The organism is Curtobacterium flaccumfaciens (assembly GCF_018598405.1).
GTDB classification, from domain to species: domain Bacteria; phylum Actinomycetota; class Actinomycetes; order Actinomycetales; family Microbacteriaceae; genus Curtobacterium; species Curtobacterium aurantiacum.
Genome location: NZ_JAHEWS010000017.1, coordinates 42087 through 57776 on the forward strand (window position 1 = coordinate 42087; position 15690 = coordinate 57776).

Here is a 15690-nt window from a genome sequence, read left to right on the forward strand (position 1 = left end):
ATGGCCGCGACTAGATGATGGTCCGGACGATCGACATCGCGATGATGACCACGAGCATCACGATCGTCCAGCCGAAGTCGAGCGCCACCGGGCCCAGACGGAGCGGCGGGAGGACCCGTCGGACCGCGCGGATGGGCGGATCGGTGACCGTGTAGACGAACTCGGACACCACGAGCATCCCCCCGCGCGGTCGCCAGGACCGGTTGAAGCTCTGCACGAGGTCGAGGGCGAACCGCCCCCACATCGTGAAGAAGTAGAGCAGGAGGAGGAAGTACAGGATCGTGAAGATCGCGGACACGATGGGGCTCGCTCGTCTCGGGCGAAGGCCGTGCTGCGACGGCCCTCACGGGCGGGTGGGCCGGTACGGCTCAGGACTGGGCGAAGAAGTTCGCCTCGATGTCGGACTCTACCTCAGCGGGCTCACCACTCACTGCGACGTGCGCCGGCGACAGGAGGAAGACCTTGTTCGTGACGCGCTCGATCTTGCCGTAGAGGCCGAGCGACAGCCCCGAGGCGAAGTCGATCATGCGGCGGGCGTCGCCCTCGGTCATCTGCGAGAGGTTGATGATGACGGGGATCCCGTCGCGGAAGCTCTCGGCGATGGACTGGGCGTCCTTGTACTCGCGCGGGTGGACGGTGAGGATCTCGTTCATTTCCTGGACCGGGGTCGCCTTCTGTGCGGTCGTGTGCGAGCGGCGGAGCGGAGTGACCTGGGCGCCGCGCTGGTGGGTGTGCGTCTTGGTGGGGGCCGGCGCCGCGGCGGGAGCGGCCGCCGGGGCTGCTGCTGCGGGAGCCTCCTGCGGTTCCGCAGGTGCCGGAGCAGCCGCTGCGGCCTGGCGAGCAGGGGCTGCCTGCTGGCGCGCGGGCTCGGCCTGCTGCTCGTCCTCGTAGTCGAGTTCCTCATCGGCGAGGCCGAGGTAGACCATCGTCTTCTTCAGCGGGTTGGCCATGGTTCCTCCGGGGTTCGTGCTCGTGGTGCCCTGCAACGAGGCTAGGGTGCGAGCGGCCGGTTTCCCGTGATTGCGGTGCCGATCCGCAGGTGTGTCGCGCCCTCGAGGATCGCCTCGGCGTAGTCCCCGCTCATGCCGGCGGAGATGTCGGTCGCGCCGGGCTCGAGTGCCACGACCCGTTCGGAGATCGAGCGGAGTCGGGCGAAGGTGGCTCGGGGCTCCTCGTCGAGGGGTGCGACGGCCATCACACCCCGCAGCCGGACGGTGCCGGTCTCGAGCACACGCACGGCCATCGCCTCGACGTCGTCGGGCTGTACACCGCCGCGTCCGGGGTCGTCGGTCAGGTTCACCTGCACGAACCCGTCGATGACCGGCGGCTCCGGCTCGGCCTCGGTCGGCGCGAAGGCATCCACCACGGAGGTCCGGTCGAGCGACTGCACGACGTGGGCGTACCGCCGGGCCTGCCGGGCCTTCTTCGACTGCAGCTGCCCGACGAAGTGCCAGGTCAGGCCGAGGTCCGCCAGTTCGGCGGCCTTCGCCTGCGCCTCCTGGTGGCGGTTCTCCCCCACGTCCGTCACACCGAGTGCGGCAAGCTCGCGCACGAGCGACGCCGGGTGGTACTTCGTGACGACGACGAGCGTGAGCTCGTCGGGTGAACGCCCTGCAGCGCGCGCCGCGTCGGCGATGCCGCTCCGGACGGACGCGACGCGCGCCTCCAGTCCGTCGTCGTGAGACGAGGCCTGGAGGCGCGTGTCGGCTACCAAGGGTGGGTTACTTCAGGAAGTCGGGGACGTCGAGCTCGTCGTCGTCGTCGAACGCCGGGTCAGCGGCGCGCTGCACCGGCGGCTGGTGCTCCTGCGAGGCCCAGGACGGGCTCGACGTGGTGGAGTCCTCGATCGCGCCGGTCGAGGCGGCGACGGGCGCCGCGGCGCTCGACTCCGGGTCGACGTAGCTCGAGCGACGTTCCTTCTGCTGCTGCGCCGGCTCGCCGCCGTCGAAGCCCGCGGCGATGACGGTCACGCGGACCTCGTCGCCCAGGGTGTCGTCGATGACCGCGCCGAAGATGATGTTCGCCTCGGGGTGCACGGCTTCCTGCACCAGACGCGCGGCGTCGTTGATCTCGAAGATGCCGAGGTTCGAGCCACCCTGGATCGACAGCAGCACGCCGTGCGCACCGTCGATCGAGGCCTCGAGCAGCGGCGACGCGACGGCCAGCTCGGCCGCCTTGATCGCACGGTCGGCTCCGCGGGACGAGCCGATGCCCATGAGTGCGGAACCGGCACCCTGCATGACGCTCTTCACGTCGGCGAAGTCGAGGTTGATCAGGCCCGGGGTCGTGATCAGGTCGGTGATGCCCTGCACACCGGCCAGGAGCACCTGGTCGGCCGTGGCGAAGGCCTCGACCATGGAGATGCCGCGGTCGCTGATCTCGAGCAGGCGGTCGTTCGGGACGACGATGAGCGTGTCGACCTCGTCCTTGAGGCCCGCGACGCCGTTCTCGGCCTGGGACTGGCGACGCTTGCCCTCGAAGCTGAAGGGCTTCGTGACGACGCCGATGGTCAGTGCGCCGATGGACTTCGCGATGCGCGCGACGACCGGTGCGCCGCCGGTGCCGGTGCCACCGCCCTCACCAGCGGTGACGAACACCATGTCGGCGCCGGCCAGCGCCTCTTCGATCTCCTCGGCGTGGTCCTCGGCGGCACGACGGCCGACCTCGGGGTCCGCGCCGGCACCGAGGCCGCGGGTGATCTCGCGGCCGACATCGAGCTTGACGTCGGCGTCGCTGAGCAGCAGCGCCTGGGCGTCGGTGTTGATCGCGATGAACTCGACCCCACGGAGACCGAGCTCGATCATGCGGTTGACGGCGTTGACGCCGCCGCCGCCGACACCGACGACCTTGATGACGGCGAGGTAGTTGTGGTTCGTGGTCACGTCAGTCAGGCCTCCGGTAGAACCCTCAACCTCTACTTGAAGTTCAGGGGCAATGCTGGTAGATGTGGTGCTGGCTCCGACGCTACGGGTGCGTTCGGCGCAGTGTCGCCCCGCCACGCCGCGTGTCGCCGATCAGGTGGCGCAATTCGATCTCCGCCGCGGACACGCGTCAGTCCTTCGCGCGGATCACGCCGTTGTCCGGCGACGAGACGTCGTACTCGACCACGACGCCGGGGTTCCGCGCCCGGTGGTCCTTGACCAGCGCCGCGAGCAGCGCGGCCTTCGCGTCGGACTCGTCCGGGTTCCCCCACACGACGGTCGAACCGTCCTTCAGGGTCAGGGTCACGTCGTCCGCCGTCGAACCCGCGACCCGCGTCACCTGGGACCGCACGGTCGACGGCAGCGCCAGCACGACCTCGGTCATGGTGCGGAAGCTCGAGGATCCCAGGCGGGCACGGCCGATGTCGGCGAGCGGCATCGAGGCGGGCCGCTTCGGCGACGACTGCACGACGATGCCGGCCGGGTCGACCAGGTCGAACGTGCTGCCGGAGCGCACCGCGACGACCGGCGTGCGCTCGGTCACGGTGAGGACCAGCGTGTGCGGCGGCGCCTCTTCGGTCACGTAGCTCTCGATGAGCGGGAACCCGGCGACGTCACGCTTGATCGCGTCGAAGTCGAGCCGCGCGAGCGGAGTGCCGATCTGGTCGGACAGGGCCTGCCGCAGGGCCGCCTCGTCGACGCGGTTCGTGCCCTTCACCTCGATCGTGCGGAGCGCCATCAGCGGTGAGAACACCGCGACGAGGATCGAGACCCCGAGCACCAGGACGACGCTCGCCGCCGTGGTCCAGGCCGCACGCCGGTGCCGACTGCGCCGCGTGAAGCGGCGGACCTCGGCGCGCTCGAGCAACCGGCGTCGGCGCTTCGCGATCCGCGCCTCGCGCGCGGTTTCCGCCGCCCGCACCCGGGCGCCGATGGGCGCTTCCGCGTGGGGGTCCGGCCGGGAGGCCCCACCCGCGTCGAGCACGTCGGTCACCGTCGCGTCGTGGTCGGCTCCACCGCTCGTGGCGGCGCGTCGTTCCGCGTCGCGTCGGTCGGCCTCCGGGTCCCGGTGGTCCTCGTTCGGCGTGTACTCGCGGAGCCGGTCGGCGACGACGCCGAGCCCGGCACCGAACCGACGGCCGGCCGCACCGGCGAGGGCGCCGACGCGGTCACGGTGCGAACCGGAGGTGTCGGGGTCCGGCTGGTCGGCGGGGGTGGGCTCGACCGTCTCGTCGAGCGGAGCCTCCGGGGCGGACGCGGGACGGGCCTCCCGGTCGTCCGCGACCCGTCCGCGGAACGGCAGCCGCGGCTTCGAGGGACCACGACGCTGCCGGGGCGCTTCGGCACCCTCGGCCGGGACGTCCCTGCGGGCGTCCCCCTCGTCGAACCCCTCCGGGCGCTTCACCGGGACGACGCTCCGTCGGTGCCCAGGGCGCCGAGCACCTGCGGGATGATCCGGTACACGTCGCCGCAGCTGAGCGTCATGATGATGTCGCCATCCCGGGCGACCGCGGCCGCGCGGGCCGCTGCCTCGTCCCAGTCCGGGAGGAACTCCACCCGCGACTGGTCGGCGAACCGCTCCTGCACCAGGGCGCCGGTCACGCCGGGCTCCGGGTCTTCACGGGCGCCGTACACGTCGAGCACGACCGTGTGGTCGGCGAGCTCCTCGTAGACCTTCGCGAAGTCGCCGGCCATCAGGCGGGTGCGCGAGTACAGGTGCGGCTGGTGGATGGCGATGATGCGGCCGTCACCGACGACGTTGCGGGCAGCCTTGAGCGCGGCGGCGACCTCGGTCGGGTGGTGTGCGTAGTCGTCGTAGACCGAGACCCCGCGCTCGACACCGTGCAGCTCGAAGCGGCGCTGGGTGCCGCCGAAGGCCTCGAGCCCGCGGATCGCGTCGGCGGGGGCGACCCCGAGACCGGTGAGGACCGCGAAGGCGCCGACCGCGTTGATCGCGTTGTGCCGTCCGGGCACGCGCAGGGTCAGGTGGTGCGCCTCGCCACCTGCGCGGAAGTCGACCTCGACGCCGGCGGACTCGGTGATCGACTCGATGCGGACGTCGGCGTCGACGGCCTCGCCGAACGTCACGATCTCCGGCGCGTCCGGGCGCTGGCGGATGCCGGCCGTGACCGTCTTCGCGCCGGCGTCGTCGCTCGAGATGACCACGCGCTCGCTCGCCTTCGCGGCGAACTCGACGAAGGCCTCGGTGAAGGCCTCCTCGCTGCCGTAGTGGTCCAGGTGGTCGGCGTCGACGTTGGTGACCAGGGCCACGGCGACGTCGTAGAGCAGGAAGGAGCCGTCGGACTCGTCGGCCTCGACCACGAAGAGGTCGCTCGACCCCGGGGCCGAGCTGGTGCCGAGGGACTGGATGACGCCGCCGTTGACGAAGCTCGGGTCGAGGCCGAGCTCGACCATCGCGGTGACGATCATCCCGGTCGAGGTGGTCTTGCCGTGCGCACCGGCGACCGCGACGAGGCGGTGCTCGGCGATCAGGGCGGCGAGGGCCTGCGAGCGGTGCAGGACCGGCAGGCCGCGGCGCTGCGCCTCGAGGAGCTCGGGGTTGTCCGGCCAGAGGGCGCTGGTGACGACGATCGTGTCGGCCTGCCCGACGTTCGCGGCGTCGTGCCCGATGTGCACCGTCGCGCCGAGGTCACGCATCGCCTCGGTGGTCGCGGTCTCGCGGGAGTCGCTGCCCGTGACGCGGTGCCCGGCGGCGAGGAACATCCGGGCGATGCCGCTCATGCCGGAGCCACCGATCCCGACGAAGTGCACCGTGCCGAGGTCGTCCGGGATCGGCTGGGTCAGGTCCGGCTTGATGGTCATGGTTCCTCCGTGGTGCTGGCGCTGTCCGGGTCGGACCGCGCGGGTGCCGGCTTCGCGGCGTCGAGGACGAGGTCGGTCATCCGGTCGGCGCCCTCGCGGTGGCCGACGCTGCCCGAGCGCACGGTCATGTCCGCGATGCGGGACCGGTCCTGCAGGATCGTCAGCAGCTGGAACGTCACCCAGTCCTGGTCGAATTCCCCGTCGGCCACCAGGACGGCTCCCCCGGCGTCGACGACGTCCTTCGCGTTGTGGCGCTGCTCGCCGTTGCCGACGGGGTACGGCACGAGCACGCTCGGCAGCCCGACGGCCGTCAGTTCGCACACCATCCCGGCGCCGGAGCGGGAGACGACGAAGTCGCTCGCCGCGTACGCCAGGTCCATCCGGTCGCAGTACGGCAGCACGTGGTAGCCGTCGAGGTCGCTCGGACCGATGTCCGACGCGGCACCCACGACGTGCAGCACCTGCCAGCCGGCACCCACGATCGTGGCGGCGGACGTGTTGATGGTCCGGTTGATGCTCCGGGCTCCGGAGGACCCGCCGGTCACGAGCAGCACCGGACGGTCCGGGTCGAGCCCGAACTCGGCAAGGCCCTCGGCCCGGGAGGCACGGCGGTCGAGCGACTCGATCTCACGACGGAGCGGCATGCCGACGACGCGGCCGTGACGCAGACGCGTGTTCGAGAAGGTCAGCCCGACGTGCTCGGTGAGGAACGCTGCGAGGCGGTTCGCCAGCCCGGGCTTCGCGTTCTGCTCGTGCACGACGATCGGGGTGCCGGTGCGGCGCGCGGCGATGTACGCCGGGGCAGCCGCGTAGCCGCCGACGCCGAGCACCACCTCGATCTCGTGGTCGCGGATGATCTGCTCGGTCCGCTTGACGGCCGCGGCGAAGCGCTGCGGGAAGCGCAGGGCGGCGCCGTTCAGCTTGCGCGGGAAGGGCAGCCGCGGGATCGTCAGCAGCTCGTACCCGCGCATCGGGACGAGGCGGGACTCCAGGCCCTCGGCGGTGCCCAGCACGAGCACCTCGGCGTCGGGCTCGCGCTCGGTCAGCCGATCGGCGACGGCGAGCAGGGGGTTGACGTGACCGGCGGTGCCGCCGCCGGCGAAGAGGTACTTGCTCACCGCAGTGATCCGTTCGTGGAGGTCCGGCCGAGTGGGGCGTTCGTCAGGCCGGGGTCGTTCTTGCCGGGCAGGTCACGGGCGAAGGAGAGCACGACGCCGATCGCCACCAGGGTCATGATGAGGGCCGAACCACCGGCCGAGATGAGTGGGAGTGGGACGCCGAGCACCGGCAGCAGGCCCAGGACGACGGCGATGTTGATGAGCGCCTGCCCGATGATCCACGCCAGGACGCCACCGGTGACGGTCTTCACGAACGGGTCGCGGGACTGCCGGATGATCTTGATCATGCCGACGGCGAGCACCACGAACAGGCTGAGCACGACGACGGCGCCGATCAGACCGAGCTCCTCGCCGATGATGGCGAAGATGTAGTCGTTGTCCGCCTCGGGCAACCACGACCACTTGGCCTTCGAGTTGCCGAGGCCGACGCCGAACACGCCGCCGGACGCGAGCGCCCACATGCCGTGGACGGGCTGCCAGCAGATGTCCTGGTACTGGCTCGTGTCGGTGCAGCCGGACAACCAGGCGCTGATGCGGGTGGAGCGCGAGGCCGAGGCCATCGTCACGAACGGCAGCAGCACGGCGAACGCGGCGAGGCCGACGAGCAGGTGCCGGGCGCGGACACCGCCGATGTACAGCGCACCGAACACCAGGATGAGCATGACCATCGCGGTGCCCTGGTCGCCACCGAGGACGACGAGCCCGAGCGACAGCATCGAGGCGATCCCGATCGGGATGAACACCTCTTTCCAGTCGTCGAGCTTGTCCCGCTTGACGTAGATGATCGCGCCGATGCCGAGCACCAGACCGAGCTTCACGACCTCGGACGGCTGCGCGGTGAACGAACCGAGCTCGATCCAGTTCCGGTTGCCCTGGATGTCGATGCCGAGCGGGGTGAACACGAGCAGCTGCAGCACGAGCGCAGCGCCGAGCAGCCGCATGGCCCACTTGCGCCAGATCCGGGTCGGGACCCGGCTGGCGACGAGCATGAGCGGCACGCCGAGCACGGCGTACAGGCCCTGGCGGGACGCCGCCCCGAAGAAGTCGTGGGTCGCCGCGTACTCCTCGACGCTCGACGAGGACAGCACCATCACGACGCCGAAGACGACGAGGAACAGCGTGACGCCGAGGATCGTGTAGAAGGTGCTCGACTCCGCGACGAAGACGTTCTTGACGGCGACGATCGCGCCGTTCGTCCGTCGTGCGGTCGACGCGCTCCGGCCGTTACGGCTGTTCGGAAGATCCGTCGGTGTCGTCGCCATCGACTTCTCCTCCCAGGTGCTCGTTGACCGCGGCCGCGAAACGCTGCCCCCGGTCGGCGTAGGAGCCGAACTGGTCGAACGACGCCGCCGCCGGGGCGAGGAGGACGGTGTCGCCCGGCCTCGCGACCGATGCGGCATGCCGGATCGCCTCGCGCATGACCTGATCAGTGTCCGTCGTCTCCACCTGGAGCACCGGGACCGTGGACGCGTGTCGCGCGAATGCCTCGAGGACCGGGGTCCGGTCGGTGCCGATCACCACGACGGCGCGGACACCGGGGCCGAAGCGCTCGACCAGACCGTCGATGTCCACGCCCTTGAACAGGCCGCCGACGATCCACACGACGGTGTCGAAGGACGCCAGGGACGCGGTGGCTGCGTGCGGGTTCGTGGCCTTGGAGTCGTCCACCCACGCGATGCCGTCCGCCTGGGCCACGAGCTCGGTGCGGTGGTGGTCGGCGCGGAAGGCCCGGACGGCCGACTGGATCGCGCTCGGCTGGACGGTGCCGGCGCGGGCGAGCGCGGCGGCGGCGAGCACGTTCATGGTCATGTGCGGGCTGGCGAGCCCGGCCGCCTCGAGGTCGGCGATCGTCGACAGCTCGAGTGCGCTGTTGCGTCGGTCCTCGGTGAAGGCCCGGTCGCACAGGACGTCCTCGACGATGCCGACGTCGCCGGGGGCGGGGACGCCGGGGGTGAAGCCGACCGCGCGGCAGCCCTCCACCACGTCGGCCTCCTGCACCATCTGCCGGGTGACCTCGTCCGAGGTGTTGTACACGCACGCCATCACGGTGCGCTCGTAGACCTTGGCCTTCGCGGCGCGGTACGCCTCGGCGGAACCGTGCCACTCGAGGTGGTCGTCGGCGATGTTCAGGCAGGCGCTCGCGAGCGGCACGACGGCGCCGTCGCCGGACGTCGCCGCGTAGTGCAGCTGGTGACTCGACAGCTCGACGACGAGCACGTCGTACCCGATCGGGTCGCGGACGACGTCGAGCACCGGCACGCCGATGTTCCCGCACGCGACGGCGCGCAGGCCGCCGGCCTCGTACATGGCGGTCGTGAGCTGGGTCGTGGTGGTCTTGCCGTTCGTGCCCGTGATCGTGATCCACGGCGCGGCGACCGGACCGCGGACGACCTTGTCGCGCACACGCCAGGCGAGCTCGATGTCGCCCCAGACGGTGCTGTTCGCCACCGACCACCGCACGGTCGGGTTGTGCGGGGGCAGGCCGGGCGACACGATCACGACGTCCGGTGCCTGCGCGACGAGCGCGTCCGGCACGGTGTCGAGCGGCGTCTGCAGGAACCGGGCACCGATCACGTCGAGCAGCTCGACGCTGTCGGCGGGGGCGTCGGACGAGTAGACCGTCACCTCGCTGCCGAGTTCCACGAGCGTGTCGGCGACCGAGAACCCGGTGGCACCGAGGCCGAGGACGGCGACGTTGAGCCCCTTCCACCCCTCGGAGTACCAGCTGTCGAGGGACTGGAGGCGGGACGGCGAGGACACCGGGTCAACCAACGCGTGCGATCCATTCGAGGTAGAAGAGCCCGACCCCCGCCGCGACGAAGAGCCCGGCGATGATCCAGAAGCGGACGACGACGGTCACCTCGGCCCACCCCTTCAGTTCGAAGTGGTGGTGCAGCGGACTCATCAGGAAGATGCGCTTGCCGTGCGTGATCTTGAAGTACGCCCGCTGCAGGATGACCGAACCGGTGACGATGAAGAACAGGCCACCGATGAGGATGAGCAGGAGCTCGGTGCGGCTGAGGATCGCGAGACCGGCCAGGGCGCCACCGAGACCGAGCGAACCGGTGTCGCCGAGGAAGATCTGCGCCGGCGAGGTGTTGTACCAGAGGAACCCGATGAGCCCACCGCAGACCGCGGCCGCGACCACGGCGAGGTCGAGCGGGTTCGACACCGTGTAGCAGGCGTGCTCGGTGCTCGCGTCGAGCCGGGCACCGCCGCAGATCTGGTTCGACTGCCAGAAGCCGATGATGACGTACGAGCCGATCGCCAGGATGCTCGACCCGGTGGCCAGGCCGTCGAGCCCGTCGGCCACGTTCACGCCGTTCGACGTGGAGACCGTGAGCAGGACGATCCAGGCGAGGAACAGCACGGTGCCGATGACCGTGCCGAGCGCCATGAAGTCGAGCCACGGCACGTCGCGGATCGCCGAGATCATCGTGGACGCCGGCGGCTTGCCGTTCGACGTCGGCACGACCAGGGCGATCGTGGCGAAGATGACGCCGACGATGACCTGGCCGAGGATCTTCGCCCAGCCGCCGAGCCCGAGGCTCCGCTGGCGCCGGACCTTGAGGAAGTCGTCGATGAAGCCGACGAACCCGAGGCCGACCATCAGGAACAGCACGAGCAGTCCGGACAGCGTGATCGAGTCACGTCCGGCCAGGTGCCCGACGAAGTACCCGATCACCGCACCGATGATGAGCACGATGCCGCCCATGGTCGCGGTGCCGCGCTTGGTGTGGTGCGACTGGGGTCCGTCGTCACGGATGAACTGCCCCCACCCGAGACGGTGGAAGAGCTTGATGAAGAACGGGGTGAGCAGCAACGTGAACACCAGCGACGTGGCGCCGGCGACGAGGAGCGCGATCATTCGGTGACACCTCCGAGGCGGTCGCCGAGGAATCGCAGTTCGGCAGACTTCGAGGACTTGACGAGGACGACGTCGCCGGGGCGGAGCATCTCCTGCATGGCACGGACGGCGTCGTCGACGTCCTCGATGTACACGGACTCGCCGTCCCACGATCCCTCGAGGGTGGCGGCCTGGTGGATCGGCATCGCACCGCGGCCGACGACCACGAGCTGTCCGATGCCGAGCCGGACGACGAGCCGACCGATGCGGTCGTGCTCCTCGACGGAGAACTCCCCGAGCTCGGCCATCTCACCGAGCACGGCGACGGTCCGCTCCCCCGGGCGCACGATCTGCGCCAGGGTCCGCAGCGCGGCTGCGGTGGAGTCGGGCGAGGCGTTGTAGGCGTCGTTGATGACGGTGACGCCCTCGGGTCCGCCCTGCAGCAGCTCCATGCGCCAGCGCTCGGCGCGCGTCATCGACGCGAGCGCGGCCGCGCCGTCGGCGAGCGGGACGCCCCACAGGTGGGCGACGGTGAGCGCGGCGGACGCGTTCATGGCGTGGTGCTCACCCAGGATCGCGAGGCGCACGTCGACGTGATCCGGGCCTCCAGACAGGGTCGCGTCCGTCGGACGGTCACCTTCGGGGCGGACGGGAGGCGCGGTGAGGGTGAAGCGGGTACCGCTGCGGTCCGTCTCGATGCCGGTGATGCGGTAGTCGGCCTCGGCCGACGTGCCGAAGCCGACCACGCGCGCGGCCGTCAGGCCGCGCATCGACGCGACGCGGTCGTCGTCGACGTTGAGCAGGGCCGTGGCGGTCCGGGGCAGGTCGGTGACCATCTCGGACTTCGCGCGCTGCGTCGCCTCGATGCCGCCGAACTCGCCGGCGTGCGCGAGGCCCACCTTGAGGACGACGCCGACGTCGGGCTCGGCGATCGAGACGAGCTTGGCGATGTGACCGACGCCGCTCGCGCCCATCTCGACCACCAGGTACCGCGTGTCGTAGGTGACGCGGAGCATCGAGATCGGGGCGCCGACGTGGTTGTTGAACGAGCCTTCGGGCGCGATGGTCGCGCCGTGCTGCTCGAGGATCGTGCGGAGCATGTTCTTCGTGCTCGTCTTGCCGTTCGAGCCGGTGATGCCGACGACCCGCAGGGGTGCCGGGCGACCGTCGTCGTCGACACGGTCCGCGGTGCTCATCCGGACGCGGGTGACGACCTCGTGTGCGAGCGCGGCGAGGGCCTCGTAGCCGTCCGCGACGACGATCTGCGGCGCGGTGGTGTCGACGCGCTCGGGCGTGATCACCAGGGCGGCACCGGAGTCGACCGCTGCTGGCACGAAACGCCGGCCGTCGGTGACCTCACCGGGCAGGGCGAAGAAGACGCTGCCGGGGCCGACCAGGCGCGAGTCGGTCTCGACCGAGCCATCGACGACCAGGTCGCCCGGCTGGGCGACGTCGGTCGCCTGGGCACCGCCGATGAGCTCGCCGCCGACCGCGGTGGCGATCTCGGCGAGGGTCATGGCGATCATCGGACGTCCTCCGCCGGACCGGAGTTCGGCTCCCAACCGGCCTCGCGCAGGGCCGCACGGGCCTCGTCACGGGCGGAGTACGGCGTGCGGACGCCCTGGATGTCGCGGTAGTCCTGGTGACCGGGACCGGCCCAGAGGATCGAGTCGCCCTCGCCGAGCAGGCTCACCGCGGTGCGGATCGCGGCCTCGGGCGGGCTGACCTCGTGGATCTCGTGGTCGGGGTAGGCAGCACGGGCGGCGTCGACCAGCGTCTTGCGGATCGACGCGGCGTCCTCGAAGCGGGGGTGGTGGTCGGTGACGACGAGGATGTCGCTGCCTGCCGCGGCCACGCGGGCCATGTCGCCGCGCTTCGTGGTGTCGCGGTCGCCGTCGGCGCCGAACAGCATGAGGACCCTGCCTGCGGTGAACTGGCGCACCGCGGCGAGCGTGTTCTCGAAGGCGTCGGCGCTGTGGCCGAAGTCGACGTAGACGCTCGGGCCGTGCTCACCGGAGACGCGCTCGGTGCGACCAGGCAGGTAGCACTCGATGGCAGAGACCCGGTTCGGCTCGCCGTCGCGATCGGTCGTGTCGTCCTCGTCGGCGTAGCGACGGTGGTTGCTCTCCAGCGCGTGTGCGATGGCACCGAGCTCGAAGCCGCCCTCGACCAGCATGACGATCGCGAGTGCCGCGTTCGCCGCCATGTGCCAGCCGATGAGGGGCACACGGGTGGTCAGTTCGCGGCCCTCGGGTCCGGTCAGGCGGAACTCCGTGTACGCGGCGTGCGCCTCGACGATGCCGACGTGCCACTCGGCCTCGACGTCGGGGTGCACCGTGATGGTGGTGACCGGGATGCGGGAGTCCTGCACCACGCGGTGGCCCCAGTCGGTGTCGAGCGAGACGACGCCGCGACGGGCGTGTTCGGGCTGGAACAGCGGGAGCTTCGCCTGGTAGTACTCCTCCATGTCGGCGTAGTCGTCGAGGTGGTCGTGCGACAGGTTCGTGAAGGCCGCGACGTCGAAGACGATGCCGTCGACGCGGTGGCGGCTCAGGGCCTGGGCACTGACCTCGACGGCGACCGCGCGGACCTCGCTCTCGCGCATCCGGGCGAGGAGTGCGTGCATCTCGCTGGCCTCGGGCGTGGTGAGGCGGCTCGTGACGCTGAGCGAGCCGATGTGGCGCTCGGCGGTCGAGCTCAGACCGGTGACCAGGCCGAGCTGCTTGAGGATGCCCTCGAGGATGTAGGACGTGCTCGTCTTGCCGTTCGTGCCGGTGACGGCGAACAGCTGCGGCAGGTCGGTGGCTTCGTCGGGGTGCGTGCGGTAGACCCACGCCGCGACGTCGCCGAGGGCGGCGCGGGGGTCGTCGACCACGAGCACCGGCAGCCCGGAGGGCTCGACCAGTGCGACGCCGTCCTGGTCGGTCAGGACGGCGACGGCACCGCGCTCGGCGGCCTCCGTCGCGAACTGCGCGCCGTGCCGGTTCGCACCGTGCACGCCGACGAACAGGTCACCCGGCTGCACCTCGGTGGCGCTCAGGGTGACCCCGGTGGTCTCGAGGCTGTCGACCGAGCCGACGACACGCAGACCGAACGCGTTCGCGAGTTCGGCGACGGCCCTCGGGGTCGGGTGTTCGGGTCGGAGGACCGGGGGGATCCGTGCGGACAAGTGTTCCTTCTTCCTCACCACGTGGACGGGTAGAGCTTCGCCTCGGACGCGGAGGGGGCTACTCGGTACTTCTCGAGCACCTGGGACATGAGTGTGCGGAACGCCGGAGCCGCTCCGCTGGACCACTTGTTGGTCTGCGGCTTCGTGAACGTCACCGTGACAACATACTGGGGGTCTTCGGCGGGTGCCATTCCGGCCACCGACGTGATGCGCTGACCGCCGTAGCCCTGCGCCCCCTCGGCCACCTCGGCCGTGCCGGTCTTGGCGGCGATGTTGTAGCCGGAGATCGGCTTCATCCCCACCAGTGTGCCGCCCGTGACGACGCTCTGCAGCATGTCGGTGACCTGCGTGGCGGCGGCGGCGGACACGACGCGCTGCTTCTGCACGTCGGGCGCGTCGATCGTCGTGCCGTCGGCCGTGGTGCAGCCCTTGACGAAGTGCAGCGGGATCCGGACACCGTCGTTCGCGATGGTCTGGAACACGCTGGCGACCTGCACGGCGGTCGTCGAGATGCCCTGCCCGAACATCGAGTTGATGTTCGTCTGCTGGTCCCAGTTCGGGCTCGTGCCGTAGTCCATCGCCGGCTGGCCCGGGTAGTCGATCGCGGTCTCCGGCTCGAACAGGCCGAACTTCTTCATGTAGTCGAAGCGCTGCTGCGGCGTCAGTCGCGCACCGAGCTCGGTGATGCCGACGTTCGACGAGTTCTGCAGGATGCCGGTCAGCGTGAGGTTCTCGGTCGGGTGGAACTCGGAGTCGTGGATCGTGCCGCCCCAGGGGAACGTGCGCGAGTACGGCACGACGGCCTGGTCGGTCGGGCTCGACTTGCCCTGGTCGATCAGGGCGGCGGCGATCGCGGCCTTGATCGTGGAACCCGGCTCGTACGAGTCCGTCAGCGCCCGGGAGCCGAAGGCCCCCTTGTCCGTCGTCGCGTCGACGTCGTTCGGGTCCACCGTCGGGTAGTCCGCGACCGCCAGCAGCTCGCCCGTCTTGACACTGGTCACCGTCGCCGTCGCCGACTCGGCCTGCAGGGTCTTGGCGGCGGACGCGATGGTCTGCTGCGCCATGTACTGCAGGTCGCTGTCGATCGTGGTCTGGAGCGTGCCGCCGTCCTTGGCCTTCTTGGTGGTCACGGTGCTGCCGGGCAGCTGCACGCCGTCCTCACCGCGCTCGTACGTCTGCGACCCGTTCGTGCCCGACAGGCACCTGTTGTACGCGTACTCCAGGCCGGCCTGTGCTCCGTCGGTCCCCATGAACCCGGTGATGTTGCCCGTCGTCGCCCCCGTCGGGTACACCCGCGAGGCCTGCTGCTCCTTGTAGATCCAGGGGATGCCGAGGTCGGTCACGGCCTCGTAGTGCGACACGTCGAGGCCCTTGACCAGGTACGCGAAGTCGGACTTCGGGTTCGCGGCGATGTTCTTCCGCATGGTCGCGACGTCGCCGCCGGAGGCCTTCGCCAGCGCAGTGAGCGCGGTTCCGACGCTGACCTCCTTGATGCGGGTGCCGCCGAGCTTGCCCTTGAAGCCCTTCACCAGGCGCGGGGAGGTCGTGATGTTGTACCGGGTGACGCTGTCGGCGAGTTGGGTGCCCGTACGGTCGACGATCGACCCGCGGGTGCCGTAGATGGTCACGGGGATGCTGCGCTTCTGGGCCGACGCCTTGTTCAGCTCCGACGCCTGCACGACCTGGATGTCGACGAGCCGGACCACGAACACCCCGACGAGGGCGATCACGGCGAGCATCACGATGCTGTATCGCAGGCGTCGGTTGCGGATCGTCTTCGTCACTCGGTGCGGTCCTTCCCGGGCGGTGCTG

General features: G+C 70.6%; 13 protein-coding genes. All 13 read right to left on the reverse strand.

All coding sequences use genetic code 11. The features are described from left to right. Positions 1–10 precede the first annotated feature (10 nt). The 13 genes from KK097_RS11850 to KK097_RS11910 all read right to left on the reverse strand — a co-directional run bounded on the left by KK097_RS11850 (position 11) and on the right by KK097_RS11910 (position 15662). Positions 11–301, reverse strand: a complete 291-nt coding sequence (locus tag KK097_RS11850) for a YggT family protein (protein WP_214530851.1) — start codon at positions 299–301, stop codon at positions 11–13. A gap of 67 nt (positions 302–368) precedes the next feature. Continuing rightward, a complete protein-coding gene (locus tag KK097_RS11855; protein ID WP_214530832.1) occupies positions 369–950 on the reverse strand; it encodes a cell division protein SepF in 582 nt (193 codons plus the stop codon). Between the two features lie 41 nt (positions 951–991). Next, positions 992–1714: a YggS family pyridoxal phosphate-dependent enzyme gene (locus tag KK097_RS11860; protein WP_214544923.1), complete on the reverse strand. Its 723-nt coding sequence runs from the start codon at positions 1712–1714 to the stop codon at positions 992–994. A gap of 7 nt (positions 1715–1721) precedes the next feature. Next, complete coding sequence (gene ftsZ / locus KK097_RS11865) at positions 1722–2882, reverse strand: cell division protein FtsZ (protein ID WP_027465251.1); 1161 nt, start codon at positions 2880–2882, stop codon at positions 1722–1724. A 169-nt stretch (positions 2883–3051) separates the two neighbouring features. Then, the gene (locus tag KK097_RS18705) at positions 3052–4326 is read right to left on the reverse strand and encodes a cell division protein FtsQ/DivIB (protein ID WP_214544924.1); all 1275 of its coding nucleotides are present in this window, start codon (positions 4324–4326) and stop codon (positions 3052–3054) included. After that, a complete protein-coding gene (gene murC, locus KK097_RS11875) occupies positions 4323–5744 on the reverse strand; it encodes a UDP-N-acetylmuramate--L-alanine ligase (RefSeq protein WP_214530825.1) in 1422 nt (473 codons plus the stop codon). The genes KK097_RS18705 and murC overlap by 4 nt, the downstream gene beginning before the upstream one ends. Next, entirely contained in the window at positions 5741–6862 is a 1122-nt protein-coding gene (locus KK097_RS11880) for a UDP-N-acetylglucosamine--N-acetylmuramyl-(pentapeptide) pyrophosphoryl-undecaprenol N-acetylglucosamine transferase (protein WP_214544925.1), read from the reverse strand. Before KK097_RS11880 ends, murC begins: the two co-directional genes overlap by 4 nt. After that, on the reverse strand, positions 6859–8124 hold the full coding sequence (gene ftsW / locus KK097_RS11885; protein WP_214544927.1) for a putative lipid II flippase FtsW: 1266 nt from the start codon (positions 8122–8124) through the stop codon (positions 6859–6861). Before ftsW ends, KK097_RS11880 begins: the two co-directional genes overlap by 4 nt. Beyond that, complete coding sequence (gene murD / locus KK097_RS11890; RefSeq protein ID WP_214544928.1) at positions 8087–9622, reverse strand: UDP-N-acetylmuramoyl-L-alanine--D-glutamate ligase; 1536 nt, start codon at positions 9620–9622, stop codon at positions 8087–8089. Before murD ends, ftsW begins: the two co-directional genes overlap by 38 nt. A 4-nt stretch (positions 9623–9626) precedes the next feature. Then, positions 9627–10730 carry a phospho-N-acetylmuramoyl-pentapeptide-transferase gene (gene mraY, locus KK097_RS11895; RefSeq protein ID WP_214530820.1) on the reverse strand — a complete coding sequence of 368 codons (1104 nt, stop codon included), beginning with the start codon at positions 10728–10730 and terminating at the stop codon, positions 9627–9629. Then, on the reverse strand, positions 10727–12235 hold the full coding sequence (locus KK097_RS11900; protein ID WP_214530818.1) for a UDP-N-acetylmuramoyl-tripeptide--D-alanyl-D-alanine ligase: 1509 nt from the start codon (positions 12233–12235) through the stop codon (positions 10727–10729). The genes mraY and KK097_RS11900 overlap by 4 nt, the downstream gene beginning before the upstream one ends. Then, a complete protein-coding gene (locus KK097_RS11905) occupies positions 12232–13878 on the reverse strand; it encodes a Mur ligase family protein (protein ID WP_214544930.1) in 1647 nt (548 codons plus the stop codon). Before KK097_RS11905 ends, KK097_RS11900 begins: the two co-directional genes overlap by 4 nt. Positions 13879–13892: 14 nt before the next feature. Further along, entirely contained in the window at positions 13893–15662 is a 1770-nt protein-coding gene (locus KK097_RS11910) for a peptidoglycan D,D-transpeptidase FtsI family protein (RefSeq protein WP_214530815.1), read from the reverse strand. Between the last annotated feature and the right edge of the window lie 28 nt (positions 15663–15690).